Origin of the sequence: Neisseria sp. P0008.S004, from assembly GCF_051962755.1 — a bacterium.
Classification (GTDB): domain Bacteria; phylum Pseudomonadota; class Gammaproteobacteria; order Burkholderiales; family Neisseriaceae; genus Neisseria; species Neisseria subflava_A.
Genome location: NZ_JBQCUZ010000008.1, coordinates 34485 through 58205, shown reverse-complemented (window position 1 = coordinate 58205; position 23721 = coordinate 34485). Strand labels below are relative to the sequence as shown.

The following is a 23721-nucleotide window of genomic DNA, read 5'->3' as shown; positions in this document are numbered from 1 at the left end:
CGATGGATCGTTATGAAATCTCTTTAATGGTGTTTATGGCTTTGTGGTGGCTTTTTAATGTCGTCTCAGTGTGGCTGAAGGCCAAAAAATGGCACATCAGGGTATTGTTGGGCGGAACGCTTTTGTATGTGATACAAATATCTGCAGTCATTATGTCTGTTAACGGCCTTAATTGGATATTTTTGAACGTAAGTACTATAAATACCAATGAGTTGATTATTGCTTTGCTTGTGCTTAACTTTCTGGGTTGTTGGTTGCTGGCGCTGTGGCTGGGGATGTTGGCATTGAAACTATGCCTGAGAAACAAAAACGAAGAAAAATATATCGCGCCTCCGTTGGGTACGGCATTGATTGCAACATCGAGCTGTACGCTGTTGTTCCTATTTTGTCTGCTGATATTATTATTCAATTAGTTGCCGACAAGATGAATGGAAAACAGCTATAATTGCTGACAATTTTTACTTTCAGACGGCCTTTTACTGAATCAGGCCGTCTGAAACCATAAAACGAACAAGGAAAAATCCCATGAAAAATTATCACGCTCCCGACGAGAAAGGCTTTTTCGGCGAACACGGCGGCCTGTACGTTTCCGAAACCCTGATTCCGGCATTGCAAGAATTGGCAGAAGCCTATAAAGCAGCGAAAGAAGATCCTTCATTTTGGGAAGAGTTCCGCCATGATTTGAAACACTATGTCGGCCGTCCCAGCCCTGTTTACCATGCCGCGCGCTTGTCCGAGCATTTGGGCGGCGCGCAAATCTGGCTGAAGCGTGAAGATTTGAACCACACTGGCGCGCACAAAGTGAACAACACCATCGGTCAGGCTCTGCTTGCCCGCCGCATGGGCAAAAAACGCGTGATTGCCGAAACCGGCGCGGGTCAGCACGGCGTGGCTTCTGCTACCGTCGCCGCACGCTTCGGCATGACTTGTGACGTGTACATGGGCGCGGACGATATCCAACGTCAAATGCCGAATGTGTTCCGCATGAAATTATTGGGTGCGAACGTGGTCAGCGTTGACAGCGGCAGCCGTACTTTGAAGGACGCGATGAACGAAGCCATGCGCGAATGGGTGGCGCGTGTGGACGATACGTTCTACATCATCGGCACCGCCGCCGGTCCCGCGCCGTATCCCGAAATGGTGCGCGACTTCCAATGCGTGATCGGCAATGAAGCCAAAGAGCAAATGTTGGAAGCCATCGGCCGCCAACCTGATGTTGCCGTTGCCTGCGTGGGTGGCGGCTCGAACGCCATCGGTTTGTTCCATCCCTATATCGAAGAAGAAAACGTACGTTTGGTCGGCGTAGAAGCCGGCGGTTTGGGTGTGGATACCCCTGACCACGCCGCACCGATTACCAGTAAAGCCCCTATCGGCGTATTGCACGGTTTCCGCAGCTATTTGATGCAGGACGAAAACGGTCAAGTCTTGGGTACGCACTCCGTTTCCGCAGGCTTGGACTACCCAGGCATCGGCCCGGAACACAGCCATTTAAACGATATCAACCGCGTGGAATACACCGTTGCCAAAGACGACGAAGCACTCGAAGCCTTTGACTTGCTCTGCCGTTTCGAGGGTATTATTCCTGCGCTGGAATCCAGTCACGCAGTCGCTTGGGCAGTCGCCAACGCGCCGAAAATGGGCAAAGACCAAGTGATTCTGGTCAACCTGTCCGGTCGCGGCGACAAAGACATTAATACTGTGGCGAAACTCAAAGGCATTGAGTTGTAAGCCTTATTGATTGAGCAGTAAAGGCCGTCTGAAAAAGCTGGATTTCAGTCTTTCAGACGGCCTTTGTTTCCGTAATGATTCAGCGTAGTATTTTATCCGCGCAAACTCTATCAAGTATCGGCGGCTAAGGAAATTTATCCTTCCAAACTGCGTGTGTACGCTTTCTAAACCGATTTATTCAAGTTATCCATCACCATGAAACATTTAGCAATCCATCTAAAACTATTGGGCATGGCGGCGTTTTGGGGCGCATCTTGGCCGATGGGGCGGATGCTGGGACAGGCGCTGCCGCCTTTAACGGGCGGTATGCTGCGCTTTTTGACGGCGGCAATCTTGCTTTTGGGCTGGCTGTTTGCACGGTATCGATTGCGTACTTTGGCGGTTTTGTCGCGCAAACAATGGCTTGGATTGGCACTGGCGGCGGCATTCGGCGTATTTGGTTTTACTGTGTTATCTATGCTGGGTTTGCAGCGGATTCCTGCTTCAAGGGCGACGGTGTTGGTTACGTTTAATCCTGTGTTGACGATGTTTTTTGCGGCTTTGCTGTTTGGCGAGAAGCTCAACGGCAAGATTGTGTCGGGCATGTTGTTGGCAGTGGCAGGCTCGATATGGGCGGTTACGCATGGCGAGATTGCGGCATTTTTATCGGGCGGCGGCATAGGGTGGGGCGAAGTTCTGGTGTTTTGCAGCCTTTGCTGCTTGGTTACTTATACGATGATAGGCAGGGCGGTGTTGCAGGGGATTGATGCGCTGACGGTTACCGTGGCCACCGCTTGGCTGGGTGCAATGATGTTGCTGCCGCCTGCGTTGGTTTCAGACGGACTGCCGTTTGGCATGCTTGCCGAAATGGACGGCAGGGGCTGGTTTGCTTTGATTGGCCTGTCTGTCGGCGCAACGGTCTTAAGCTATGCGTGGTATTTTGAAGGCGTGAAGACTTTGGGCGCAGGCAGCGCGGCGGCGTACATCACTTTGGTTCCGGTATTCGGCATTTTGTGTTCTGCTTGGTTTTTGGACGAGGCATTGCATGTTTCCTTGGTTGTCGGCTGTTTGGCGGCGGTGGGCGGATTGGCGTTGATGCAGTACGGAAGACGTGCCGTCTGAAAAGGTAAATATGTTATATAATAATGAAACTGATTAAACCATTGTTTTCAACATGTCCGAACATTCCTCCCTGCTCGATTTCGACCGCGCCCACCTGCTCCATCCCTATACATCTATGACCGATCCGTTGCCTGTTTATCCGGTGCGACGAGCGGAGGGTGTACACATCGAATTGGCGGACGGCACGCGGCTGATTGACGGGATGTCGTCTTGGTGGTGTGCGATACACGGTTACAATCATCCCGTTTTGAATCAGGCGGTTGAGGCGCAGATTAAGCAAATGTCGCATGTGATGTTCGGTGGTCTGACGCATGAGCCTGCGGTGGAACTGGGTAAATTATTGGTCGAGATTTTGCCACAGGGACTGGACCGTATTTTTTATGCGGACTCGGGTTCGGTTTCGGTAGAGGTCGCGCTGAAGATGGCAGTGCAATACCAGCAGGCGCGGGGGCTGAAGGCGAAGCAGAATATCGCGACGGTGCGGCGCGGGTATCACGGTGATACTTGGAACGCGATGTCCGTCTGCGATCCGGAAACAGGGATGCACCATATTTTCGGCAGCGCGTTGCCGCAGCGTTATTTTGTCGATAATCCGAAAAGCCGCTTCGACGATGAATGGGACGAGGCGGATTTGCAGCCTGTCCGCGCCTTGTTTGAAGCACATCATGCGGATATTGCCGCCTTTATTTTGGAACCGGTCGTGCAGGGCGCGGGCGGCATGTATTTTTATCATCCGCAGTATCTTCGCGGTTTGCGTGATTTGTGCGACGAATTTGATATCGTGTTGATTTTTGATGAAATCGCCACCGGCTTCGGGCGAACGGGCAAGATGTTTGCCTGCGAACACGCAAATGTCGTGCCGGATATTATGTGCATCGGCAAGGGCTTGAGCGGCGGCTATATGACGCTGGCGGCGGTAATCACTTCGCAAAAAGTCACCGAAACGATTTCGCGCGGCGAAGCGGGCGTGTTCATGCACGGGCCGACGTTTATGGCAAACCCGCTGGCGTGTGCCGTAGCCTGCGCTTCGGTCAAACTGCTTTTGTCCCAAGATTGGCAGGCAAATATCCGCCGCATCGAAAGCATCTTAAAAGGCCGTCTGAAAGCTGCGTGGGACATTCGCGGTGTGAAAGATGTTCGCGTTTTGGGTGCTATTGGGGTGATTGAGTTGGAAAAAGGCGTGGATATGGCGCGTTTTCAAGCGGATTGCGTGGCGCAGGGCATTTGGGTGCGCCCCTTCGGCAGGCTGGTATATCTGATGCCGCCTTACATCATTTCAGACGACCTCTTAACCGAACTTGCCGACAAAACCGTGCACATTTTGAAGGAACACAACAAATGAAAGGCGTTTACTTCGTCAGCGGCATTGATACGGACATTGGCAAAACCGTCGCCACCGGTGTGTTGGCAAAACAATTGTTGCAGCAGGGCAAAAGCGTGATCACGCAAAAGCCTGTGCAAACTGGTTGCCAAGACATCGCTGAAGACATTGCCGTCCACCGTAAAATCATGGGCATACCCATGCAGGAAGTCGACAAGCAAGGGCTGACCATGCCCGAAATCTTCGGCTATCCCGCCTCGCCCCATCTCGCCGCCCGTCTTGACGGCAGGGCTTTGGATTTGGACAAAATCCGTACCTCCACTCAAGAGTTGGCGACGCAATACGAAATCGTCTTGGTCGAAGGCGCGGGCGGATTGATGGTTCCGCTGACGGAAAATCTGTTGACCATTGATTATATCCGTCAGCAAGGCTATCCCGTCATCCTCGTTACCAGTGGACGGCTCGGTAGCATCAACCACACCCTGCTCAGCTTTTCCGCGCTCAAACAATACGGTATCAGCTTGTATAGCCTGATTTTCAACCATATTCACGACAGCAAAGATGAAACCATTGCAGGCGATACCTTGGAATATCTTAAAGGCCGTCTGAAAGATGAGTTTCCCGAAGCCAAATGGCAGGAGTTGGCCAAAACAGAGGTGTCAGATGGAGCTTGATATACCGTGTGGCACGCTTTGTTCGTATGCCGAAGCTTCAAGTCTTTTGTCGTCTAAGGCCGGACATTTGCTGACCGTTTCTTCGCTAACCGCTGCTTTACGTGCTTCCGGTAAGGATTTTTCAGTCGAGCCCGTGTATTTGGGTTTGACGAATTGTGCGGAAAACGGAGACGAAATCTTTGTACGCGATGTTTTGCTCAAACTGGACGGCGAAACAGTGATACAAGCCAGAAGCGCGTGCCGACCGGACAGCAGTCTATGGACAGAATTATTAGATTGCGGAACGCAGCCTTTGGGCGAGCGCCTGTTTGACGGTACATTGCCGTTGAAACGTTCGGATTTTGAGTTTCTTCGTTTTGAAGATTCCGACTATCCATCTTTCAGACGGCCTGTTACCGCGCGCCGTTCGTATTTCGATTGGAACGGCGAAACATTGGAATTAACAGAATATTTCTTATTGAAATTAATAGATTTATACCGCTAAGGCTGTCTGAAAATAAAACCGTTTACCGATGTTTGTCATAATTCTGATATAATACAATAAATTAAATTGTTAAGATCTGTTTGATTTCAGACGGCAATAAATTATAATAAGAGCTAAGGCTCTAAAAAGCCTTTCCTTCCGAATCGACACATAAACAACGACACATTACATCAATGAACATAAGGCGCTTTTTTCTACAATTTCTACCGCGTTACGCTGTCGGACGGATGGTGATATACGCCAAACTGATGCGCGTCGACAAACCCATTGGCACACTGCTTTTGCTGTGGCCGACTTATTGGGCATTGTGGATTGCGTCTAAAGGCGTTCCTGACGCGGATATTTTTCTTGCCTTTAGCGCAGGCACATTTTTGATGCGCAGCGCAGGTTGCGTGGTAAATGACTTTGCCGACCGCAATTTTGACGGTGCAGTAGAGCGCACTAAAAACCGCCCGTTTGCCAAAGGTTTGGTTTCTAAAATCGAAGCGCTGCTTTTGACCGTCATGTTGTGTCTGATGGCAGCTTTATGCTTGGTGCAGCTCAACCGCTTTACTTGGCTGATGAGCCTTCCGGCCTTGTTCCTGGCCATCACATATCCCTTTACCAAACGCTTTTTCCCGTTGCCGCAGTTTTATTTAGGACTGGCATTTTCGTTCGGCATTCCCATGGCCTTTGCCGCCGTGCAAGGCCGAGTGCCTTCCGAAGCGTGGCTGATGTTTACCGCCAATGCCTTATGGACGTTGGCTTACGACACGATTTATGCCATGGCGGACAAAGAAGACGATTTGAAAATTGGCATTAAAACTTCGGCAATCACATTTGGCCATCACGACATTACTGCCTCTATGCTTTGCCATTTTTGGTTTACGGTATTGATGGCGGTGTTGGGTATCAAAATCGGTGCAACTTGGCCGTATTGGTTGATATTGCCGATAACTGTTTATTGGCAGTATCAGCAATATGTTGTCATCCGTACGCGCAATCGCCAGTTGTGCTTCCAAACGTTTTTGGCCAATAACCGCATCGGTTTGGCGTGGTTTTGCGGATTGGTCTGCCATTATTTCTGGGTATTTTTGGTTTCCAAACTGTTTTAAAAAAAGAAGTTGGGGCCGTCTGAAAAGAAGGGGAAAAGGGGTATGCCGGGCATACCCCTTTTCATTTGAATCATAGTTTGGCTATTGATAGCATTTTTACTTTAAATTCAATATAAGCAAGCAGTTGGATTATTTTTAGCTCGTTAAAAAATATCAAGAACAACATGGAAAATGTTAGCAGGGCGAGTGTAAATTACGCCTTCAGGATTGAGATTTGCACCGACAATCGGTACAATCCTATTGTTTTGCGACATTTAAAAGAGATACACATGAGCCTGATTGGCGAAATTTTACCTTTGTCCCATATCGTTTTGGATTTGGAAGTCAGCAGCAAAAAGCGTCTGTTTGAAGAGGCCGCCCAGCTGCTGGAGAATGAAGCAGAATTACCGAATACCAACGTGTTCGACTGCCTGTTTGCCCGTGAAAAGCTTGGTTCGACCGGTTTGGGGCAGGGGGTGGCGATTCCTCACGGCCGTCACGCATGCGTGAAAAAAGCCACCGGTGCGTTTATCCGCACCAAAGAGCCGGTTGCCTTTGATGCGCCCGACGGCAAACCCGTTTCCTTGATTTTCATCCTGCTTGTGCCTGAAAACGCTACCGGCGAACATTTGGAAGTCTTGTCCAAACTGGCCGGCAGATTCTCTCAAAAAGCCATCCGTGAAGCATTAATGGCCGCAACTTCTGCCGAAGAAGTACGCACACTTCTGACCGAAGAGTAATTCATGCCCAGCATATCCGTCCGCCGCCTGTTTTCCGACAATCAGCACAAACTCGAACTTGCTTGGGCTGCCGGCAATTCTGGCGCGGACAACCGTATCGGTGTCGAAGCCGATAAACCCGTCTTGGCCTTGGTCGGCCACTTAAACTTTATCCATCCCAACCAAATTCAAGTTGTCGGCGTAGCTGAAGCCGAATATTTGCGCCGCTTGGAGTCGGGCGAGCTCAACTACGATTTCGGAGAGCTTTTCGACATCCCCATGTCTTTGGTCATTGTCGCCAACGGCTTGCCGGTATCGCCCAAATTGCGCGATTATTGCCATACCAACAGTATCCCCTTGCTGACTTCCAAACAGGAAAGCCCGCACCTGATGGACGTTTTGCGGATTTATCTGCAACGGACATTGGCAACTTCCACCATCAAGCACGGCGTATTTTTGGATGTATTTGAAGTGGGCGTACTCATTACCGGACAATCCGGCTTGGGTAAGAGCGAATTGGCATTGGAGCTGATTTCGCGCGGCCACAGCCTGATTGCCGATGATGCGGTCGAACTTTTCCGTACCGGCCCGGAAATGCTGGAAGGCCGTTGCCCGCCTATGCTGCGTGATTTCCTCGAAGTACGCGGTTTGGGCATACTTAATATCCGCCATATTTTTGGCGAAACCTCTATCCGTCCGAAAAAAATCCTCCAGCTGATTATCAATTTGGTTCCGGCCGACGACGGATATATGAAACAACTTGATCGATTGAGCATCCGTACCGAAACAGAATCTATCCTCAACGTCAGCGTCCGTTCCGTTACCCTGCCTGTTGCAATCGGTCGAAACTTAGCAGTATTGGTTGAAGCTGCAGTACGCAATTACATCCTTCAATTGCGTGGTAAAGACAGCACCAAAGAATTTCTCGAACGTCACCAAACACAACTCAAAGAAAACGAACAAAATCATGAAAATCGTCCTGATTAGCGGCTTATCCGGCTCGGGAAAGTCCGTAGCTCTTAAGCAGCTCGAAGATTTGGGCTATTACTGTGTCGATAATCTTCCCTTGGAAATGCTTCCATCATTGGTTTCACTCCATATCGAACGGGCCGATGAAACCAAACTCGGTGTCAGCGTTGATATCCGTTCCCGTATTAATATCCAAGAAGCGCAAGAGCAAATCCAATATTTGCGTGACGAAGGACATCAGGTTGAAGTCCTGTTTGTTGAAGCAGAAGAGGGTGTTTTGGTTCGCCGCTTCTCAGAAACCCGACGTGGACACCCTTTGTCTGGTCAAAACCTGACTTTGTTGGAAAGCCTGCAAAAAGAACGCGAGTGGCTCTTTCCGCTTAGAGACATCGCATATTGCATCGATACGTCCAAAATGAATGCTCAGCAGCTGCGTTATGCTGTGCAACAATGGCTCAATATTGAACGTGTCGGTTTGCTGGTCATTCTTGAATCCTTTGGTTTCAAATATGGCGCTCCCAATAATGCCGACTTTATGTTTGATATGCGCAGCCTGCCCAATCCGTATTACGATCCGGAATTACGCCCCTTTACTGGCATGGACAAACCTATTCAAGATTATTTGGGCCAGCAGCCGTTGGTTCAAGAAATGGTTGATGACATCGACCATTTTATTAGCCGCTGGTTGCCGCGCCTGCAACAAGAGAGCCGCAGTTATGTGACGATTGCCATCGGTTGTACCGGCGGTCAGCACCGCTCCGTTTATGTTGTGGAAAAACTGGCCGAGCGCCTCAAAGGCCGTTATGAACTCCTTGTCCGCCACCGTCAGGCTCAAAGCTTGGCAGGACGCTAACTTGCCGTTTCAGACGGCCTCAAAGGAAGAAACCATGAAAAAAATCAGTCTGACCGCATTATCCTTGCTTATCTTGACCGCCTGCGCGACAGAGCCTGTCACTGCTTACCGTTGGCATCGTACCGGCGCGAGCGAAGCTGAAGTTTCCCGCCAAATCAATACTTGCAAATCGCAAGTCCAAAATAGAAATACATACAAGACGTTCGAGCAATGTATGGATGAAGCAGGTTATTACAGCTATGAACATGGCAATCTCTAAATCCGGATTGACCGATTATCCAAATACCGAGGCCGTCTGAAAAAAAATGATTGTTCAGACGGCCTCAGATACGAATAGAAAGAACAAAAAGACATGGCTATCCAATGGTTTCCCGGCCACATGAACAAGGCAAAAAAAGCCATTGCCGAACGCATTAAAAGCGTTGATATGGTGATTGAGATGTTAGACGCGCGTATGCCTGCTTCCAGCGAAAACCCTTTGCTTGCCCAGTTGTCCAAAGGCAAGCCAAAACTCAAAATCTTAAACAAGCAAGATCTTGCCGATCCCGAGCGTACCAAAGTTTGGCTCGAACACTACAACAGCCGCCAAGATACCCGCGCCATTGCGCTTGATTCTTCCGAAACCGGCGCTCATGGCAAAATTACCCAAGCCTGCCGCGCCATGATTCCGCATCGCCAAGGTATCGAGAAGCCGCTACGTGTCCTGATTTGCGGCATTCCCAACGTCGGCAAATCCACCTTGATTAACGGCATGATCGGCAAAAAATCTGCCAAAACCGGTAACGAACCCGGTATTACCAAAGCCGAACAACGCCTTTTCCTTGCAGACGATTTCTGGCTTTACGATACCCCCGGTATGTTGTGGCCGAAAATTATCGTCGAAGAAGGCGGCTACAACCTTGCGGCCGGCGGTGCAGTCGGACGCAACGCACTGGATGAAGAAGAAGTAGCGCTTGAGCTTTTGGATTACCTCCGCCGCCATTATCTGGCCCTGTTGCAAGAGCGCTATCAAGCCGACAAAGATCCAAGCAGCCATTGGGACGATACTTCTTGGCTGGAGTGGATTGCCAAGAAACGCGGTGCGGTTTTGAGCGGCGGACGGATCAACTACCAAAAAGCCGCTGAAAATATCCTGACTGATTTCCGTGAAGGAAAAATCGGCAGAATCACGCTGGAAACGCCAAACCAATGGGAAACTTGGCTGAAAAAAGCCAGACAGAAAGAGGCCGAACTCAAAGCCATTCGCGAAGCCAGAAAGGCGGAAAGAAAAGGGCAGCAGCCTTCAGCCGATTAATCTAAAAGGCCGTCTGAAATCTATTTTCAGACGGCCTTTTGTTGGAATAGGCAATTTAGAGGGCGGTACGGCTGAAGCTGTCCAGGGCTTTATCAGTTTGGATTTGGTTGAACTGCATGATGGTTTTGTCGCCTTGCTTTTCGTCTAATTCGATTTTACGTACCAGCGTATCGCCGTTGATTTCGATACGGTTGAAGATTTGACGGGTAATGGCGGTTTTCGGAGTTAAGGTCAACGTCCATTTTTTCTCGTTGCCGTTTAATTTCAAATCAAATTGTTTTTCCAGGCCTTGGGTATTGCCGCCCAAAAGGTCGAGGAAGAGTTTGATTTGGCGGCTTTGGCCGTTGAGCTTGCTGGCATTTGGGTTGACCCATTGGCTGCCGTTCCATTGCATGATGCCGTCTGAACGCACGCGCAGGGTGGTTTCAAATGGTTTTTGCATTTTCCAGAGCAGGCCTTTTTGTGGGACAAGGGTAAAGCTGCCGCTGGTGGTCATGGGTTTGCTGAGGGATTTAAGCTGGCGTTGTTGGACAAAATTGCCTTGCACGTTTTGCGGTTTTTGCAGGGTTTGTGCCAATTCGGCAGGGGAAAATGCCCACAAAGCCGGAGCGCTGATGAGGAGAGTAAGAGAAAGAATGTTTTTTTTCATTGTGCTTCCATAAGGTTTGAGGCCGTCTGAAAATTCAGACGGCCTTTTATTGCTTTAATTATAAGGCTGACAAGGCCTGATTAAAGGTTGCGCTTGGACGCATCGCTTGTGCCGCTTTTTCAGGATTGGCTGCGTAGTAGCCGCCGATGTCGACCGCTTTGCCTTGTACGGCAGAGAGTTCTTCAACGATTTTGGCTTCGTCGGCAGTCAAAGCGGCTGCCAATGGAGCAAATGCGGCTTTCAGTTCGGCATCTTTGTCTTGCGCCGCCAATTCTTGCGCCCAGTAGAGGGTGAGGTAGAAATGGCTGCCGCGGTTGTCGAGTTCGCCTGCTTTGCGTTTAGGCGATTTGTCGTTCAACAGCAGTTTTTCGGTGGCTGCATCCAAAGTGTCGGCGAGGACTTGGGCTTTGGAGTTGCCGGTTTTTTGCGCCAGATGTTCAAACGATACGGCGAGTGCGAGGAATTCGCCCAAAGAGTCCCAACGCAAGTGGTTTTCTTCGAGGAATTGTTGGACATGTTTCGGTGCGGAGCCGCCAGCGCCGGTTTCAAACATACCGCCACCATTCATCAATGGAACGATAGACAGCATTTTCGCGCTGGTACCCAGTTCCAAAATTGGGAACAAGTCGGTCAGGTAGTCGCGCAGGACGTTACCGGTTACAGAGATGGTGTCTTCGCCGTTTTTCAGACGACCCAAGCTGAACTTGGCAGCTTCTTCGGGAGCGAGGACGCGGATGTCGAGACCGTTGGTATCCAGTTCGGCAAGGTAGGCTTTAACCTTGGCGAGCAGGCTCTTGTCGTGCGGACGGTTTTCGTCGAGCCAGAACACGGCTGGCGTGTTGCTCAGACGGGCGCGGTTGACGGCGAGTTGTACCCAGTCTTTGACGGGCGCGTCTTTGGTTTGGCACATACGCCAGATGTCACCGGCTTCAACGTCGTGTTGCATCAGGACATTGCCAGCTGCATCAATGACTTGAACTTGGCCGTCGGCTTCGATTTCAAAAGTTTTGTTGTGCGAACCGTATTCTTCGGCTGCTTGCGCCATCAGGCCGACGTTAGGAACGGTACCCATTGTTGTCGGATCGAACGCGCCGTGTTCGCGGCAGAAGTCGATGGTTGCTTGGTAAACGCCGGCGTAGCTGCTGTCAGGAATGACGGCTTTGGTGTCTTGCGCTTTGCCGTCTTTGTCCCACATACGGCCAGAATTACGAATCATCGCAGGCATAGAAGCATCGACGATGACATCGCTAGGAACATGCAGGTTGGTAATGCCTTTGTCGGAATCAACCATGGCCAAATCAGGGTTGGCGGCGTAAACGGCAGCGATTTCAGCTTCAACGGCGGCGCGGGTGTCCGCATCCAGTTTGTCCAGATTGGCAAGCAGGTTGCCGAAGCCGTTGTTGACGTTGACGCCTGCGGCAGCCAGTTTGTCGCCGAATTTTTCAAATACAGGCGCGAAGAACACTTTGACGGCGTGTCCGAAGATAATCGGGTCGGACACTTTCATCATGGTGGCTTTCATGTGCAGCGAGAACAATACGCCTTTAGCTTTTGCGTCTTTCACTTGTTCGGCAAGGAAGGCGAGCAGGGCTTTTTTGCTCATTACGGTCGCGTCGATGATTTCGCCGGCTTTCAAGGCAACAGGTTCACGCAGCTCTTTTTTGTTGCCTTGTTTGTCGGTGAACACGATGGATACGGAAGTCGCTTCAGGTACGGTAACGGATTGTTCGTTATGGAAAAAGTCGCCGCTTTGCATGGTGGCAACATGGGTTTTGGAATCTTTGGTCCATGCGCCCATGCTGTGCGGATGTTTTTTCGCAAAGTTTTTCACTGCTTTAGGCGCGCGACGGTCGGAGTTGCCTTCACGCAGGACAGGGTTTACCGCACTGCCTTTGATGCGGTCGTAGCGTTCGCGTACGGCTTTTTCTTCATCGGTTTGAGGATCGGCAGGATAGTCGGGAACGGCAAAGCCTTTAGACTGCAATTCTTTAATCGCGGCCGTCAGTTGAGGTACGGATGCGCTGATGTTCGGCAGTTTGATCACGTTTGCATCGGGTTGTTTCACCAGTTCGCCCAATTCGGCAAGCGCATCGGGTACGCGTTGCGCTTCGGTCAGGTATTCGGGAAACGCCGCCAAAATACGGCCGGAGAGAGAAATGTCGCTGGTTTTGACATCAATATCGGCGTGGCGGGTAAACGCCTGCACGATTGGCAACAGGGATTGAGTGGCCAATGCAGGAGCTTCGTCGGTGTAGGTATAGATAATGGTGGATTTAGTCATGGGATTATTCTCTATGTAGGTTAAGTTTTTCTTTTCGGGCACATCGCGAGAAGAAACGTGCTAAGCCTATTATGGCATATTTCGGCGGATTTGGTTGTTGTTTTGATGTTATTGTTTTTTAAGTTGCGGAAAAGAAAAAGGCCGTCTGAAAAGACAGCCTAAATATAAGGACTTATCCGATAATCAAAACAGCATTGCTGCCGCCGAATGCGAATGACGAGCTGGCGGCAATGCGTTTTTCAGACGGCCAGCGGCTGTTTTCGTCGGTCAAAGCGATGTTGGGCAGCTCGGAATCGGGTATGTTGTCCCATTGTTGCGGCGGCAGTTTGCCTTCCGGATTGTATTGGCGGTTGGCCATCAACCAGGCAAACGCGGCTTCGATCGCACCGGCTGCACCCAAAGTATGACCGGTGGACGGCTTGGTTGAGGTGCAAAGGGTGTGGTTGCCAAATACTTCGGCAACGGCTCGGCTTTCCATGCTGTCGTTGTGTTGCGTGCCAGTGCCGTGCAGATTGATCCAGCCGATGTCTTCTGCTTTCAAACTGGCTTTATCCAAAGCAGCCTGAAAGGATTGGGCAGCACCCAAACCGTCGGGGCGGGGAGAAGACATATGGTAGGCATCACTGCTTGCACCATAGCCCAGCAACTGCATTTTGCCGTCAAAATCCGCATCGCGCGTCATCACGAAAAATGCGGCTGCTTCGCCGATATTGATGCCGTTGCGGTTGGCAGAAAAGGGCTTGGCGATGCCGTCTGAAAGCACTTCCAAAGAGGCAAAACCATTAATCGTCAGCGGAGAAAGCGTATCCGCGCCGCCGCAAATCACGGCATCACACAATCCGGCACGAAGCAATCGGGCTGCGCTGATGAGGGCGCGTGCGCCGGAAGTGCAGGCGGTGGAGACGGTATAGCGCAAGCCGTCCAAACCGTAAACTTGGGCGATAAATTCGGAGGGCGAAGCCATGGTGTGTTGCAGCTGCTTGAACGGAACATCCGTCCATTCACCACCTTGGATAACGTGTTGGAACAAAGGGATATTTTCATCTGCGCCACTGGTGGACGTACCGGTAACGACAGCAACCCTTTCTTTGCCGTAACGTGCAATGGCCGTCTGAATCAGTCCGTCTATTTGCGAAAGCGCGTGCAGGATAAGCTGGTTGTTGAGGCTGCGATGCGCTTTGGGAATGCTGTCGGGCAGAGGCATCAGGGTTTCTTTGACCGCACCGAAAGCATGCGTTTTGCCTTTTACCCATTGGTCTGAAAAAGTCAGGGGTGTGTTTTCAGACGGCGTGAGTAAGGCATCGGCATGAACTTGCAAGCCGCTGCCCAATGCGCTGGTCAGTGCCGGACGGCTGAGATAAACAGGAGTATTCATGAATTAGTCTTCTGCAATCGGGCTGACCGTCCAGAAAGTTTGGTCGGGGAAGCCGATAAGGAATTGTTCGGAATGGTGGGCGACACACCACAAATCACGCTCGTGGTAGCTGAACACCGCGCCTTTGCCGTCAGGGCAGAAGCCTTTATGAGTGGCGTTTTGTTGGTGGGCTTCAGGGTAAAGCGTGGCGGCTTGTTCGGCGGCCAAAAGCGGCAACAGGGCGGCAAACAGTCGACGCGAATTGGCATTGGGCATCACAAAGCCGTCGTTTTTCCAGCCTTTGGTACTGACCGATTGGCGCGATACCGGCGCTCCCAGTGCATCGGTTTGGACAAAGCGGATGCCGTCTGAATGAGGCTCGACTGCCAAGAGATTGGTTTGAACGGTTTGCCCCGCCGCATTAGTCTGCTCAAGTTTGAACCATTGCCCTTCTTTGGAAAGCAGCGGCAGCGTTTGCGGATGGGGGAGCGAGGTCGCACATGCGGAAAGCAGCAGTGCGGCAAGCAAAGGGATAAATCGCATAAGGTTTTATCTATCGGTCAAAATATTTAATGGTGTGGATGAAGTTTCAGACGGCCTGTTCTGTTTTCAGTCTAGGCCGTCTGAAAGGCATTCGTCCTTATTCTACCTTCAAATCGCCCACCAATGCGGCAAGTGTGGACAAGCGTTGCTCGGATTTTTCCACGAATGGATTGTCTGTATCCCAAGCATAGCCTGCCAAAATAGACGAAATCATGCGGCTGATTTCAGGGCTGCGGTTGGGCGCATAGATGGCGTTTTGGAAGCGGAAATCGTACCAACCGTTTACATAAGTGCGGAACGCGTTCACGCCGATCATCAGTTGGTCGGCAAATTCGGTTTGCCAATCGACGGCTTCGCCTTTGAGCTGTTTGCCCAACAAATCGGCATCCAGTTTGGCAGAGTGCAGGGCAATGGTTACACCGGAGGAGAAGACTGGGTCGAGGAATTCGGCGGCGTTGCCCAAAAGGGCGAAATGTTTGCCGTATAAGGTTTTCACGTTGGCGGAATAGCCTTGGATAGAGCGGAACGGAAAGTCGTTTTCCCAAACGGCTTTATCTAAAATTTCCGCCAGCATCGGGCATTCGTACACAAATTTTTTCAACACGGCTTCTGATTCGCCTGCCAGTTTGTCGGGCGTGCCGACAACGCCGATGGAGCAGCGGTTGTCGCCGAAAGGAATCAGCCAAATCCAGACATCGCGATGTTCAGGATGCGTGTTGATCAGGATTTTGTTGCGGTCGAATTTCGGGCTGGTGATGTTGTCGTCGATATGCGTGAAGTGGGCTTGGCGCGGAGGCAGCTCGGACGGGCTTTCCAAGTCCAAAAGGCGGGGCAGGACACGGCCGTAACCGCTGGCATCCAAAACGAATTTGGCAGTCAGTTCATAGTTTTCGCCTGTATCGGTCGCAACGCTCAAACGTGCCACATCGCCGCTGTTGTCAAACGCGGTTACGCCGTGTCCGAAGCGGACATCGACGCCTTGTTTTGCCGCTTCATCAATCAGGATTTTGTCGAAGATGCCGCGGCGCACTTGATAAATGGTGCCAGGACCGTCTGAAAATTTTTCAGTAAAGTTGAAATCTGTGTAACGGCTGCCCCATGAAAACGCAGCACCGTCTTTAAATTGAAAGCTGGGCTCGGCATGTACTGCATCGGCAAAACCGGCTTCTTCCAACATTTCCATGCAATGCGGCAACAGGCTTTCGCCGATGACAAAGCGCGGGAAATGTTGTTTTTCCAATACGCAAACTTTAAAGCCTTGTTTGTTCAGCAAAGCGGAAGCAACCGAACCTGAAGGGCCTGCGCCGATAACGGCAACGTCAAATTCTACGGACATTTGAAAATACCTTTGATTTTAATGATAAAAAAATGTTTAAACTAGCGTCTGAAGTTTTTCAGACGGCCTCTTACAACGTGACGATAGAAGTTGAAAAAAATATCGCTTCAACTTCAATCGCCTTCATCTTTTGTCTAATTTTTCAACAATGTGCCTGCCAGCCAAATATTGAATGCCACACCGATGGTAACCGTCATGCCGAACGCGGCAACAGCGGGCGTGCTGCTGATGGCGAGCAGGGCAAAGGAAATGGCTGTCGTCGCGGCGGCAAGCAGCATACCGCCTAATTTTGCCGGCGCGCTGTGGTGTGCGGTGGCGGCATAGACGGCATAGTCCACGCCGATGGCGGACACTAAAAGCAGGCCGAACATGGCAAACAGACTGACGGGAATGCTGGCCAAACCGAGTACGGCAACGGTGCAGATGGCGGCGGCCAGCGGCACGGCAAGGATTTTGCTGCCGCGTTTGAAACCGAACATTTTCCATAAAAGCAGCCATGCCAACGCATAGGAAGCCAGTTTTAACCATGCGGCCTGATTGCGCGTGTGGTGGAAAAGCTCGTTTAAGTGGGCGCGTTTGTCTGCCCAATGTATGCCGGAGACGTGTTGCACTGCGGCGTGTACGGCGGCTTCATCGGTCATGCCGTTCAAACGCACGACGGCAGCAAAACGGCCTGGTTCCACTTCACCCAAATACAAGGAACGCCAAGCTTCTGCCAAATCGGTATTCAGGCCGTCTGAAAGCGATAATGGTTGCGTATCGGCGGCTTGCAGCAGGGCATCGCGCACGGTTTTGCGCGGAATACCGATTTCTATGAGCGGTTTCCAGCTATCAGGCAATTTGGTCAATTCGCGCAGGCGGTTTTGCAGTTTTTGCTGTTCCGTTGTCGGCAGGATGAATTGGTCGGGCGATTGGATGCCGGACAGTTTGCCTTGCACAATTAAGGGCTGCAGGGCGCGGCCGAGTTCGGCGGTTTTCTTCAACAGGGCATCTTCGCTTTGTGCTTCGGCCACCAAATATTTGCCGCCAAAATCCGTGCCGCTCAACTGGCCGATTTGTTGTACTTCGGCCAACATCGCGGTCGGCATATTGACCCATTGACGGATGTCGTCACGCCAGTCGCTGCGCCACAGTCCGGCTGCCAGCAAAATTCCGCCTACGATTAACCAGCCGCGTTTGTGCAGGCGGTTTTTCAGACGGCCTGACAAGGAATAGAGCTTTTCGGTTAATGCGGCAAAAGGCACGGTTTTGGCACGGTAGCGGCGAAACAGCGGCGGCAGCCATAAAACGGTGGCACCAAACGCGCCAAATAAAGCGAAGCCTGAAAATACCGCGGTTTGGCGCAATACAGGCAAAGGGGTAAACCACAGCAGTGCGTAGCCCAAGACGGTAATTGTCAGGCTGACAGCAAAACTCGGCAAGACATGTTTCATTGCCGATTCAGCCTGCCAAACGGTCTTTTCAGACGGCCCGAATACCGACGGAGCAAGCCAGTGCAACGGGAAATCCACCAACATACCCACCAGGCTGGTGCCGATGACGATGGTCAGGATATGTACTTCGTTGAATACCAATAAAGCGACCGCCAATCCGGTCAACATACCGGCTGCCAGCGGCAAGGACAGCAAAAATACGCGGCCGCTGCGGAAGACCCACAAAAGCAGCGCAAAGGTCAGTCCAAGTCCGACCATACTCATCAGCCGACTTTCTTTTTCTGCGGCTGCTTTGGATACGGCGGCGAACAATGCGCCACCTGCGCTTAAGGTTTCGGCGCCGTTTTCCGAAGCGATTTGACGGCTTTGCGCCATCAGCGGCAAGAGGGCATCGTTGCCGGAAAATTGATCGCCGCCGGCGAGCCGTCCGCGCAAGAATACCCAAGTTTTGCCTTTGTCTTCGGCAAAGAGCATGCCGTTGTCCATGTCCCACTGCAAACGGCTTTGCGGATTGGCCTTGTTGGCAACAAAGCGTCCGAAGCCCAGCCAGTCTTGTTCTAAAGACAAAGGGGAGGGGGTGGCAAACGGATTGGCCGCGGCTTCTGCCCGAGCCTGAAAATAGGCTTGCGGCTGCTCAAACAGCAGGCGTATTTCGTCTTGCGGCAAAACTGCCAAACTCAGTTTCTGCATATCCGCCCGCACTTTGTCCAAATTCGGCGTCATGCTGCTGTCGACTTGTTCAAATACGCCGCTTTTGCGCCATACGTCGGCAATTTGTGAGGCAGTCTGAAAAGCGGTTTCGGCATCGGTGCTGCCTGCAAGCAAAATGACTTGCGAATTGAGCTGCGCTTCTGCGGCTTTATCCGCGGCCGTTAATAAGGCATCGGGTTGCTGCTCGCTTGGCAATAACGCGGTCAAATCGGTTTGGATGCGCGCTTGTGAAGCAAAGGCATAAACCAAAAACAGGGTAAGAAACAGGATAAGGGCAGTATAGAGGCGGTTTAGGAGGCGAAGATTCATCGTTCAGACGGCCTTTTGCAAATGCTGCTGTTGGTGTGTGGAATAAGTAAAAGTGCAGTAAATTAAATCAGATTATTATTAGTTTGTCAGTTGTTAGATAGTTTGCTGGTCGGTTAAGTCATTGAGCTTGAGTGAGCCGAAAAACTGCCATTGCAGAGCGACGGCTTTTCCCTTCCAAACGCAGGCAAGTGCCATCGTATCCGCCAAAATCGCGCTTGTGCCGTGCCAATCGGTTTGCTTTCCAGCGCGTAAACCGACGGGTTGCCCTGAATCGAAAACATAGCCGACCGATTTCATGTCTGACGGAAAATCCAAATTTGCCGCTTTAATCAAGGCTTCCTTGAAACACCATAATCGGTAAAACGTTTCAGACGGCCAGTTTGCCGTTTCCAAATAGTCTTGTTCTTCCTGCGTGCAGACTAAAGCCGACAGCGCTTTGAAATCGCGCGGGCGGATAAACTCGATATCGATACCGGCTGTTAAGGGCTGAGGCGCACACAATAAAGCGGCAAAGCCTTTGCTGTGGCTCAGCGATACAGTCGGTAAATCGGTTTGCTGTTTTAATGCGCGGCTGACTTGCCAGTCTTGACGCTGCGCCAGTTGAGGCGTGGTAGCCAAACGTTGGGAATCGGCTGCGTTTAGAGACGCATGGTCGTAGCAGGCGGCAAAAGAGGGATCGGCCAGCAGACAGTGAAGGGGTGTCGTATCCATAAAATAGAAAAATGCCAAACTTCATATTGAAGTCCGGCATTTTTGACATTGCTTAGTGGAAGCTGCCTTTCAAAACCACACGGCTGTTGAATGTAGCGATGTGGCATTCGTATTCGTTACCGCCTTTGGTTACTTTGTCAAAGTAGCTAACCAGATGAACGGATTTGGCTTTTTTGCGATGAGCAGTGCTTTGGAAGCGTTTAACCGCGCTTAAGAATGCGCGTTGGCAGGTTTCATCAGGGGTTTTGCCGACTGTGTTGGCAATTTGACGAGAAGTCAAAGTTGCGCCGGATGTACTGCCGTAGTGAACGCGGATGCTAGGATCCAAAACAGATTTAGCTTCGGTAGAGTTTAAAGCTACATCGACTTTACACATATAAATATCGTTTTGACCTTTGCCATGGACTTTATGGCCCTCACCCATGCTACGGCAGGCAGAACCGGCGGCAGTTGTTTTTGGAGTAGAAGTTTGAGAGGAGGAAGTGGATGGTTGGGAATTGCCAGATTGTGAGCAAGCGGCAAGCATCAGGGCGGATACGGCAACCAAAGCAGAAAAACGTAACATACGAACTCCTTTGTAATAATGGGCGTAGAAAAAGTTTACAGAAAACAGAATCATTTTAACATATATGAAAGAAGTATAAAAATAGGATGATGTAAAAAATATTATATTTTTATTTAAATGATTTCATGGCGTTAAGAAAGTTTGAGGCGGTAATGCTTGACGAAGGAGGGCAGAAAGCGTATATTGCGGTCTTCCTTAGGAGTAATGGCTGAGAGGCTGAAGGCACTTCCCTGCTAAGGAAGCATGTGGGGTCAACCTGCATCGAGGGTTCGAATCCCTCTTACTCCGCCAAATATGAAAGACACCGTTTATACGGTGTCTTTTTTATTATCCGGAATTTCTTGGAATCTAAGGCCGTCTGAAAGTGTGAAATGAACGATTTGATTATTCTAAACAAGCCTTATGGCGTGATTTGCCAGTTTTCTGCACATGAAAAACATCAATGCCTTAAGGATTTTGTCGAGAAACCGGGATTTTATCCGGCCGGCCGTTTGGATACGGACAGCGAGGGTTTGCTGCTGCTGACCAATAATGGCCGTTTGCAGGCGCAGATTGCCGACCCGAAATTCAAGCAGGTCAAAACTTATTGGGCGCAGGTGGAGGGTTCTCCTGATGAAGCCAAATTGGATTTGTTGCGCCGTGGCGTAGATTTGGGCGATTTTGTCACCCGTCCGGCCGAGGTTAGGGTATTGGAAGAAGGCGAAGCGGATGTTTTATGGCCGCGCGTGCCGCCGATTCGCGTGCGCAAGTCCGTGCCTGATTTTTGGGTGGAAATCAAAATTTCGGAAGGGAAAAATCGCCAAGTGCGAAGGATGACGGCGAAAGCAGGCTTTCCGTGTTTACGCTTGGTTCGTGTGGCGATAGGCCGTCTGAATCTGTTTGATTTGAATTTGGAATTGGGACAATGGCAGTTTGCGCCGCATCGTCCTTAAATAGAATGAATAAAGGCCGTCTGAAATATTCAGACGGCCTTTTGTTATGGAAAAATTAATGATGTGAATGACCGATTTGGAAGGTCATTGTGGTGTAGTTCGCCTGTTTTTGGCACACGCTTTGATCAGGGAAATCGGCTTTGTGTTCTACGCTGGCCTTCCAGAAACCTTGGCGCAATGGAATGATGCTGACTTCGCCTTTGTCATCGGTGGTATCGGAGAAAGCTTGGGCTTCGGTTTTATGGGTTTTGCTGCGGTCGCTGGTGTCGAAGCCGTCAAATGTGGCGGTAACGGTGGCGTTAGGCAGCGGCTCGCCATTGAAGAGGACGCGGACTTTGAAGCGTTCGCCGACGTGGACGTTAGCAGGGTTGTCCAAAGGTACGATTTCCAAATGTTGGCCAACTTGCTTAGTAATGATAGCGGTATCTGCGCTTTCGTGGCCGACATTGACGATGTTTTTGCCGAACATACGGGTTTGTTCGCAATAGCTTGCATCAGGCATTTCTTTGATGCTTGCCTGCTTCCAGCCTGCGCTGTTTTTTGACCAGAAAGTCGGTTGGTATTCGGCAGTTACCAAGTAGCTGCCGTCTTTGACCGGCAGTTTGCTGCGGTATTGGTAATTGTATGTGCCTTTTTGAATCATGTTTTCTTTGCCTTTTTCAGTCACCAGTTGCATGGGTTTGCTGAAAATGTGCAGGCGGTCTTTGGCGATCGGCTCAAGCTCAGGGAATTCGCCATAGCCCAATTCGGCTTCAAGGTATTCACCGCCATGTGTGTGGGCGGTTTCAACCCAAACGCGATGGGCGTGGGCGGCAGTGCTGAACAGGAAGGTGGATGCGATAAGCAAAGCGGTTTTTTTCAAGATTTCTCTCCGATTTTCGATGTGTAGAAAAGATAGAATAAATCGTTCGTTATAATATAACAAAAATATTTAAATTTAAAGAGAGGCCGTCTGAAAGTTTTCAGACGGCCTTTTAGATGATTGTTTTTTAGGAGGATTATCGAAACGGTTTAGTCCCCGTCACGACAAACGTCAATCGCTTCCTGCAAACTGCTGACGCCGTAGATTTTCAGGTTCGGAAACTCTTTGTCATGGCGCGGCATATTGGCTTTGGGGACGATGGCGCGTTTGAAGCCGAGTTTTTCCGCTTCTTTGAGCCGCTCTTGTCCGCGTGCGACGGGACGGACTTCGCCGCTCAAACCGATTTCGCCGAATGCGACCATTTTTTCGGGCAGCGGGCGGTTACGGAAGCTGGAGAGCATGGCGAGGATGACGGCAAGGTCGGCAGCGGGTTCGCCGATTTTGACGCCGCCGACGGCGTTGAGGAACACGTCTTGGTCGAAACAGGCGATGCCGCCGTGGCGGTTGAGGACAGCGAGCAGCATGGCGAGGCGGTTTTGTTCGAGACCGACGGTGAGTCGTTTGGGGGTGAAACCGTGTGCATCATCGACCAATGCCTGAATTTCGACCAAAAGTGGGCGGCTGCCTTCTTGTGTAACCAAAACGCACGAGCCGAGCGTGTCGTCGCGGTAGCTGGCGAGGAAGATGGCGGACGGGTTGGACACGCCTTTCAAACCGTTTTCGGTCATGGCGAATACGCCCAATTCGTTTGCCGCGCCGAAGCGGTTTTTGATGGCGCGTATCATGCGGTAGTTGGAATGTTGGTCGCCCTCGAAATACAGCACGGTATCGACCATGTGTTCCAGCACGCGCGGGCCGGCAATCGCACCGTCTTTGGTAACGTGTCCGACCAGTATCATGGCGATGCCCATCTGTTTCGCCATGCGCGTCAGCTGGGCGGCACACTCGCGCACCTGCGACACGGAACCAGGGGCGGAAGTGATTTGGTCGGAATACATGGTTTGGATGGAGTCGATGACCACGACTTCGGGCTGATGCTGTTTCAAGGCCGTCTGAATCGCTTCCATGCGGATTTCGGCAAGCAGGTTTACGCCTTCGGTGGGCAGTTCCAAACGTTGCGCGCGCAGGGCGACTTGTTGGGCGGATTCTTCGCCAGAAACGTACAGCACTTTGCGGCTTTGCGCCATTTTGGCGATGGTTTGCAACAGTAGTGTGGATTTGCCGATACCGGGGTCGCCGCCGAGCAGGATGACTGCACCATCGACCAAACCGCCGCCTAATACGCGGTCGAGTTCGCTCATGCCCGTCGGATTGCGCGGCACTTCGGTCGCGGTAACGGCAGAGAGGGATTGGACGGTCGAAGTGTCCGCCGCCCAAGATTGGAAGCGGGCGTTTTTTGGCTCGGGCGCGGCTAGGCTTTCCTGAAGCGTGTTCCACTCGCCGCAATGCGGGCATTTGCCTTGCCATTTCGGGGAAGTGCCACCGCATTCGGAACATTGGTAAATGGTTTTGGGGGCTTTTGCCATGGTGTTTTCCCTATGGATATTTGATGTGTGAAAAGGTCGTCTGAAAAGTGAGGAAGGTTTTCAGACGGCCTTGGGATTATGAATACTTTATTTATAATTTCAAGTATTCATCACTTGTTTAATGCAGCGGCATTTGCTGTTTTTTTGCGGCATAATAGGAAAAATTTACATGGAAGTTTTAGAAAAATGATTTTATTTCAAAAAAGTGATGGTAAGCTTGCCTTGCCTTGCCTTGCCTTGCCTTGCCTTGCCTTGCCTTGCCTTGCCTTGCCTTGCCTTGCCTTGCCTTGCCT

24 protein-coding genes and 1 tRNA gene are annotated in these 23721 nt (G+C 50.9%); 15 read left to right on the top strand and 10 right to left on the bottom strand.

Features of this window, described 5'->3' with window-relative positions; all coding sequences use genetic code 11:
• Nucleotides 1-2: 2 nt before the first annotated feature.
• From ACTHSW_RS09185 to ylqF, 12 genes are all read left to right on the top strand, one after another.
• Nucleotides 3-413: a hypothetical protein gene (locus ACTHSW_RS09185; protein ID WP_049336439.1), complete on the top strand. Its 411-nt coding sequence runs from the start codon at nt 3-5 to the stop codon at nt 411-413.
• Nucleotides 414-525: 112 nt separating this feature from the next.
• A complete protein-coding gene (gene trpB / locus ACTHSW_RS09180; RefSeq protein ID WP_049344021.1) occupies nt 526-1728 on the top strand; it encodes a tryptophan synthase subunit beta in 1203 nt (400 codons plus the stop codon).
• A gap of 195 nt (nt 1729-1923) precedes the next feature.
• Entirely contained in the window at nt 1924-2829 is a 906-nt protein-coding gene (locus ACTHSW_RS09175; RefSeq protein WP_070461629.1) for a DMT family transporter, read from the top strand.
• A 52-nt stretch (nt 2830-2881) separates the two neighbouring features.
• Nucleotides 2882-4171 carry an adenosylmethionine--8-amino-7-oxononanoate transaminase gene (gene bioA / locus ACTHSW_RS09170; RefSeq protein ID WP_070461628.1) on the top strand — a complete coding sequence of 430 codons (1290 nt, stop codon included), beginning with the start codon at nt 2882-2884 and terminating at the stop codon, nt 4169-4171.
• The gene (gene bioD, locus ACTHSW_RS09165; RefSeq protein WP_107811056.1) at nt 4168-4824 is read left to right on the top strand and encodes a dethiobiotin synthase; all 657 of its coding nucleotides are present in this window, start codon (nt 4168-4170) and stop codon (nt 4822-4824) included. The genes bioA and bioD overlap by 4 nt, the downstream gene beginning before the upstream one ends.
• Nucleotides 4814-5308, top strand: coding sequence for a chorismate--pyruvate lyase family protein (locus ACTHSW_RS09160; protein WP_070461626.1), 495 nt, complete (start codon nt 4814-4816; stop codon nt 5306-5308). Before bioD ends, ACTHSW_RS09160 begins: the two co-directional genes overlap by 11 nt.
• Nucleotides 5309-5481: 173 nt before the next feature.
• On the top strand, nt 5482-6402 hold the full coding sequence (gene ubiA / locus ACTHSW_RS09155) for a 4-hydroxybenzoate octaprenyltransferase (protein WP_070843283.1): 921 nt from the start codon (nt 5482-5484) through the stop codon (nt 6400-6402).
• 269 nt (nt 6403-6671) lie between these two features.
• Nucleotides 6672-7121, top strand: a complete 450-nt coding sequence (gene ptsN / locus ACTHSW_RS09150; protein WP_039862228.1) for a PTS IIA-like nitrogen regulatory protein PtsN — start codon at nt 6672-6674, stop codon at nt 7119-7121.
• Between the two features lie 3 nt (nt 7122-7124).
• Nucleotides 7125-8087 carry an HPr(Ser) kinase/phosphatase gene (gene hprK / locus ACTHSW_RS09145; RefSeq protein ID WP_003747372.1) on the top strand — a complete coding sequence of 321 codons (963 nt, stop codon included), beginning with the start codon at nt 7125-7127 and terminating at the stop codon, nt 8085-8087.
• On the top strand, nt 8068-8922 hold the full coding sequence (gene rapZ / locus ACTHSW_RS09140) for an RNase adapter RapZ (RefSeq protein ID WP_070461625.1): 855 nt from the start codon (nt 8068-8070) through the stop codon (nt 8920-8922). Before hprK ends, rapZ begins: the two co-directional genes overlap by 20 nt.
• A 34-nt stretch (nt 8923-8956) precedes the next feature.
• Nucleotides 8957-9181, top strand: a complete 225-nt coding sequence (locus tag ACTHSW_RS09135) for a protocatechuate 3,4-dioxygenase (protein WP_070461624.1) — start codon at nt 8957-8959, stop codon at nt 9179-9181.
• Nucleotides 9182-9274: 93 nt separating this feature from the next.
• The gene (gene ylqF, locus ACTHSW_RS09130; protein ID WP_377073150.1) at nt 9275-10216 is read left to right on the top strand and encodes a ribosome biogenesis GTPase YlqF; all 942 of its coding nucleotides are present in this window, start codon (nt 9275-9277) and stop codon (nt 10214-10216) included.
• 55 nt (nt 10217-10271) lie between these two features.
• Here ylqF and ACTHSW_RS09125 read toward each other — a convergent pair whose 3' ends face one another.
• From ACTHSW_RS09125 to ACTHSW_RS09090, 8 genes are all read right to left on the bottom strand, one after another.
• Complete coding sequence (locus ACTHSW_RS09125; RefSeq protein WP_070461622.1) at nt 10272-10865, bottom strand: LolA family protein; 594 nt, start codon at nt 10863-10865, stop codon at nt 10272-10274.
• 58 nt (nt 10866-10923) lie between these two features.
• Nucleotides 10924-13146 carry an NADP-dependent isocitrate dehydrogenase gene (locus ACTHSW_RS09120; RefSeq protein ID WP_070461621.1) on the bottom strand — a complete coding sequence of 741 codons (2223 nt, stop codon included), beginning with the start codon at nt 13144-13146 and terminating at the stop codon, nt 10924-10926.
• Between the two features lie 172 nt (nt 13147-13318).
• A complete protein-coding gene (locus tag ACTHSW_RS09115; protein ID WP_070461620.1) occupies nt 13319-14521 on the bottom strand; it encodes a beta-ketoacyl-ACP synthase in 1203 nt (400 codons plus the stop codon).
• Between the two features lie 3 nt (nt 14522-14524).
• The gene (locus tag ACTHSW_RS09110) at nt 14525-15043 is read right to left on the bottom strand and encodes a hypothetical protein (RefSeq protein WP_107769280.1); all 519 of its coding nucleotides are present in this window, start codon (nt 15041-15043) and stop codon (nt 14525-14527) included.
• A gap of 97 nt (nt 15044-15140) precedes the next feature.
• On the bottom strand, nt 15141-16379 hold the full coding sequence (locus ACTHSW_RS09105) for an NAD(P)/FAD-dependent oxidoreductase (protein WP_440373884.1): 1239 nt from the start codon (nt 16377-16379) through the stop codon (nt 15141-15143).
• Between the two features lie 134 nt (nt 16380-16513).
• Complete coding sequence (locus ACTHSW_RS09100) at nt 16514-18832, bottom strand: MMPL family transporter (protein ID WP_440373883.1); 2319 nt, start codon at nt 18830-18832, stop codon at nt 16514-16516.
• 93 nt (nt 18833-18925) lie between these two features.
• A complete protein-coding gene (locus ACTHSW_RS09095; RefSeq protein WP_070461616.1) occupies nt 18926-19543 on the bottom strand; it encodes a 4'-phosphopantetheinyl transferase family protein in 618 nt (205 codons plus the stop codon).
• A gap of 52 nt (nt 19544-19595) precedes the next feature.
• Nucleotides 19596-20108, bottom strand: coding sequence for a hypothetical protein (locus tag ACTHSW_RS09090; protein WP_234395463.1), 513 nt, complete (start codon nt 20106-20108; stop codon nt 19596-19598).
• A 198-nt stretch (nt 20109-20306) separates the two neighbouring features.
• Here ACTHSW_RS09090 and ACTHSW_RS09085 point away from each other — a divergent pair.
• Nucleotides 20307-20399: transfer RNA gene (locus ACTHSW_RS09085), tRNA-Ser, on the top strand.
• Nucleotides 20400-20479: 80 nt separating this feature from the next.
• Nucleotides 20480-21040: a pseudouridine synthase gene (locus tag ACTHSW_RS09080; RefSeq protein WP_049332414.1), complete on the top strand. Its 561-nt coding sequence runs from the start codon at nt 20480-20482 to the stop codon at nt 21038-21040.
• Between the two features lie 55 nt (nt 21041-21095).
• On the opposite strand, the gene ACTHSW_RS09075 is transcribed toward ACTHSW_RS09080, so the two are convergent.
• Nucleotides 21096-21902, bottom strand: coding sequence for a DUF4198 domain-containing protein (locus tag ACTHSW_RS09075; protein WP_070461615.1), 807 nt, complete (start codon nt 21900-21902; stop codon nt 21096-21098).
• Nucleotides 21903-22051: 149 nt separating this feature from the next.
• Nucleotides 22052-23428, bottom strand: coding sequence for a DNA repair protein RadA (radA, locus tag ACTHSW_RS09070; protein ID WP_070461614.1), 1377 nt, complete (start codon nt 23426-23428; stop codon nt 22052-22054).
• A 78-nt stretch (nt 23429-23506) separates the two neighbouring features.
• Between radA and ACTHSW_RS09065 the strand changes: the two genes are divergently transcribed.
• On the top strand, nt 23507-23721 hold a 215-nt coding region (locus tag ACTHSW_RS09065), incomplete at its 3' end, for a hypothetical protein (RefSeq protein ID WP_440373882.1).

Coding starts and splice junctions, on each gene's coding strand:
- ACTHSW_RS09185 (WP_049336439.1), top strand. CDS start 3: ATGGATCGTTATGAAATCTCTTTAATGGTGTTTATGGCTTTGTGGTGG.
- trpB (WP_049344021.1), top strand. CDS start 526: ATGAAAAATTATCACGCTCCCGACGAGAAAGGCTTTTTCGGCGAACAC.
- ACTHSW_RS09175 (WP_070461629.1), top strand. CDS start 1,924: ATGAAACATTTAGCAATCCATCTAAAACTATTGGGCATGGCGGCGTTT.
- bioA (WP_070461628.1), top strand. CDS start 2,882: ATGTCCGAACATTCCTCCCTGCTCGATTTCGACCGCGCCCACCTGCTC.
- bioD (WP_107811056.1), top strand. CDS start 4,168: ATGAAAGGCGTTTACTTCGTCAGCGGCATTGATACGGACATTGGCAAA.
- ACTHSW_RS09160 (WP_070461626.1), top strand. CDS start 4,814: ATGGAGCTTGATATACCGTGTGGCACGCTTTGTTCGTATGCCGAAGCT.
- ubiA (WP_070843283.1), top strand. CDS start 5,482: ATGAACATAAGGCGCTTTTTTCTACAATTTCTACCGCGTTACGCTGTC.
- ptsN (WP_039862228.1), top strand. CDS start 6,672: ATGAGCCTGATTGGCGAAATTTTACCTTTGTCCCATATCGTTTTGGAT.
- hprK (WP_003747372.1), top strand. CDS start 7,125: ATGCCCAGCATATCCGTCCGCCGCCTGTTTTCCGACAATCAGCACAAA.
- rapZ (WP_070461625.1), top strand. CDS start 8,068: ATGAAAATCGTCCTGATTAGCGGCTTATCCGGCTCGGGAAAGTCCGTA.
- ACTHSW_RS09135 (WP_070461624.1), top strand. CDS start 8,957: ATGAAAAAAATCAGTCTGACCGCATTATCCTTGCTTATCTTGACCGCC.
- ylqF (WP_377073150.1), top strand. CDS start 9,275: ATGGCTATCCAATGGTTTCCCGGCCACATGAACAAGGCAAAAAAAGCC.
- ACTHSW_RS09125 (WP_070461622.1), bottom strand. CDS start 10,865: ATGAAAAAAAACATTCTTTCTCTTACTCTCCTCATCAGCGCTCCGGCT.
- ACTHSW_RS09120 (WP_070461621.1), bottom strand. CDS start 13,146: ATGACTAAATCCACCATTATCTATACCTACACCGACGAAGCTCCTGCA.
- ACTHSW_RS09115 (WP_070461620.1), bottom strand. CDS start 14,521: ATGAATACTCCTGTTTATCTCAGCCGTCCGGCACTGACCAGCGCATTG.
- ACTHSW_RS09110 (WP_107769280.1), bottom strand. CDS start 15,043: ATGCGATTTATCCCTTTGCTTGCCGCACTGCTGCTTTCCGCATGTGCG.
- ACTHSW_RS09105 (WP_440373884.1), bottom strand. CDS start 16,379: ATGTCCGTAGAATTTGACGTTGCCGTTATCGGCGCAGGCCCTTCAGGT.
- ACTHSW_RS09100 (WP_440373883.1), bottom strand. CDS start 18,832: ATGAATCTTCGCCTCCTAAACCGCCTCTATACTGCCCTTATCCTGTTT.
- ACTHSW_RS09095 (WP_070461616.1), bottom strand. CDS start 19,543: ATGGATACGACACCCCTTCACTGTCTGCTGGCCGATCCCTCTTTTGCC.
- ACTHSW_RS09090 (WP_234395463.1), bottom strand. CDS start 20,108: ATGTTACGTTTTTCTGCTTTGGTTGCCGTATCCGCCCTGATGCTTGCC.
- ACTHSW_RS09080 (WP_049332414.1), top strand. CDS start 20,480: ATGAACGATTTGATTATTCTAAACAAGCCTTATGGCGTGATTTGCCAG.
- radA (WP_070461614.1), bottom strand. CDS start 23,428: ATGGCAAAAGCCCCCAAAACCATTTACCAATGTTCCGAATGCGGTGGC.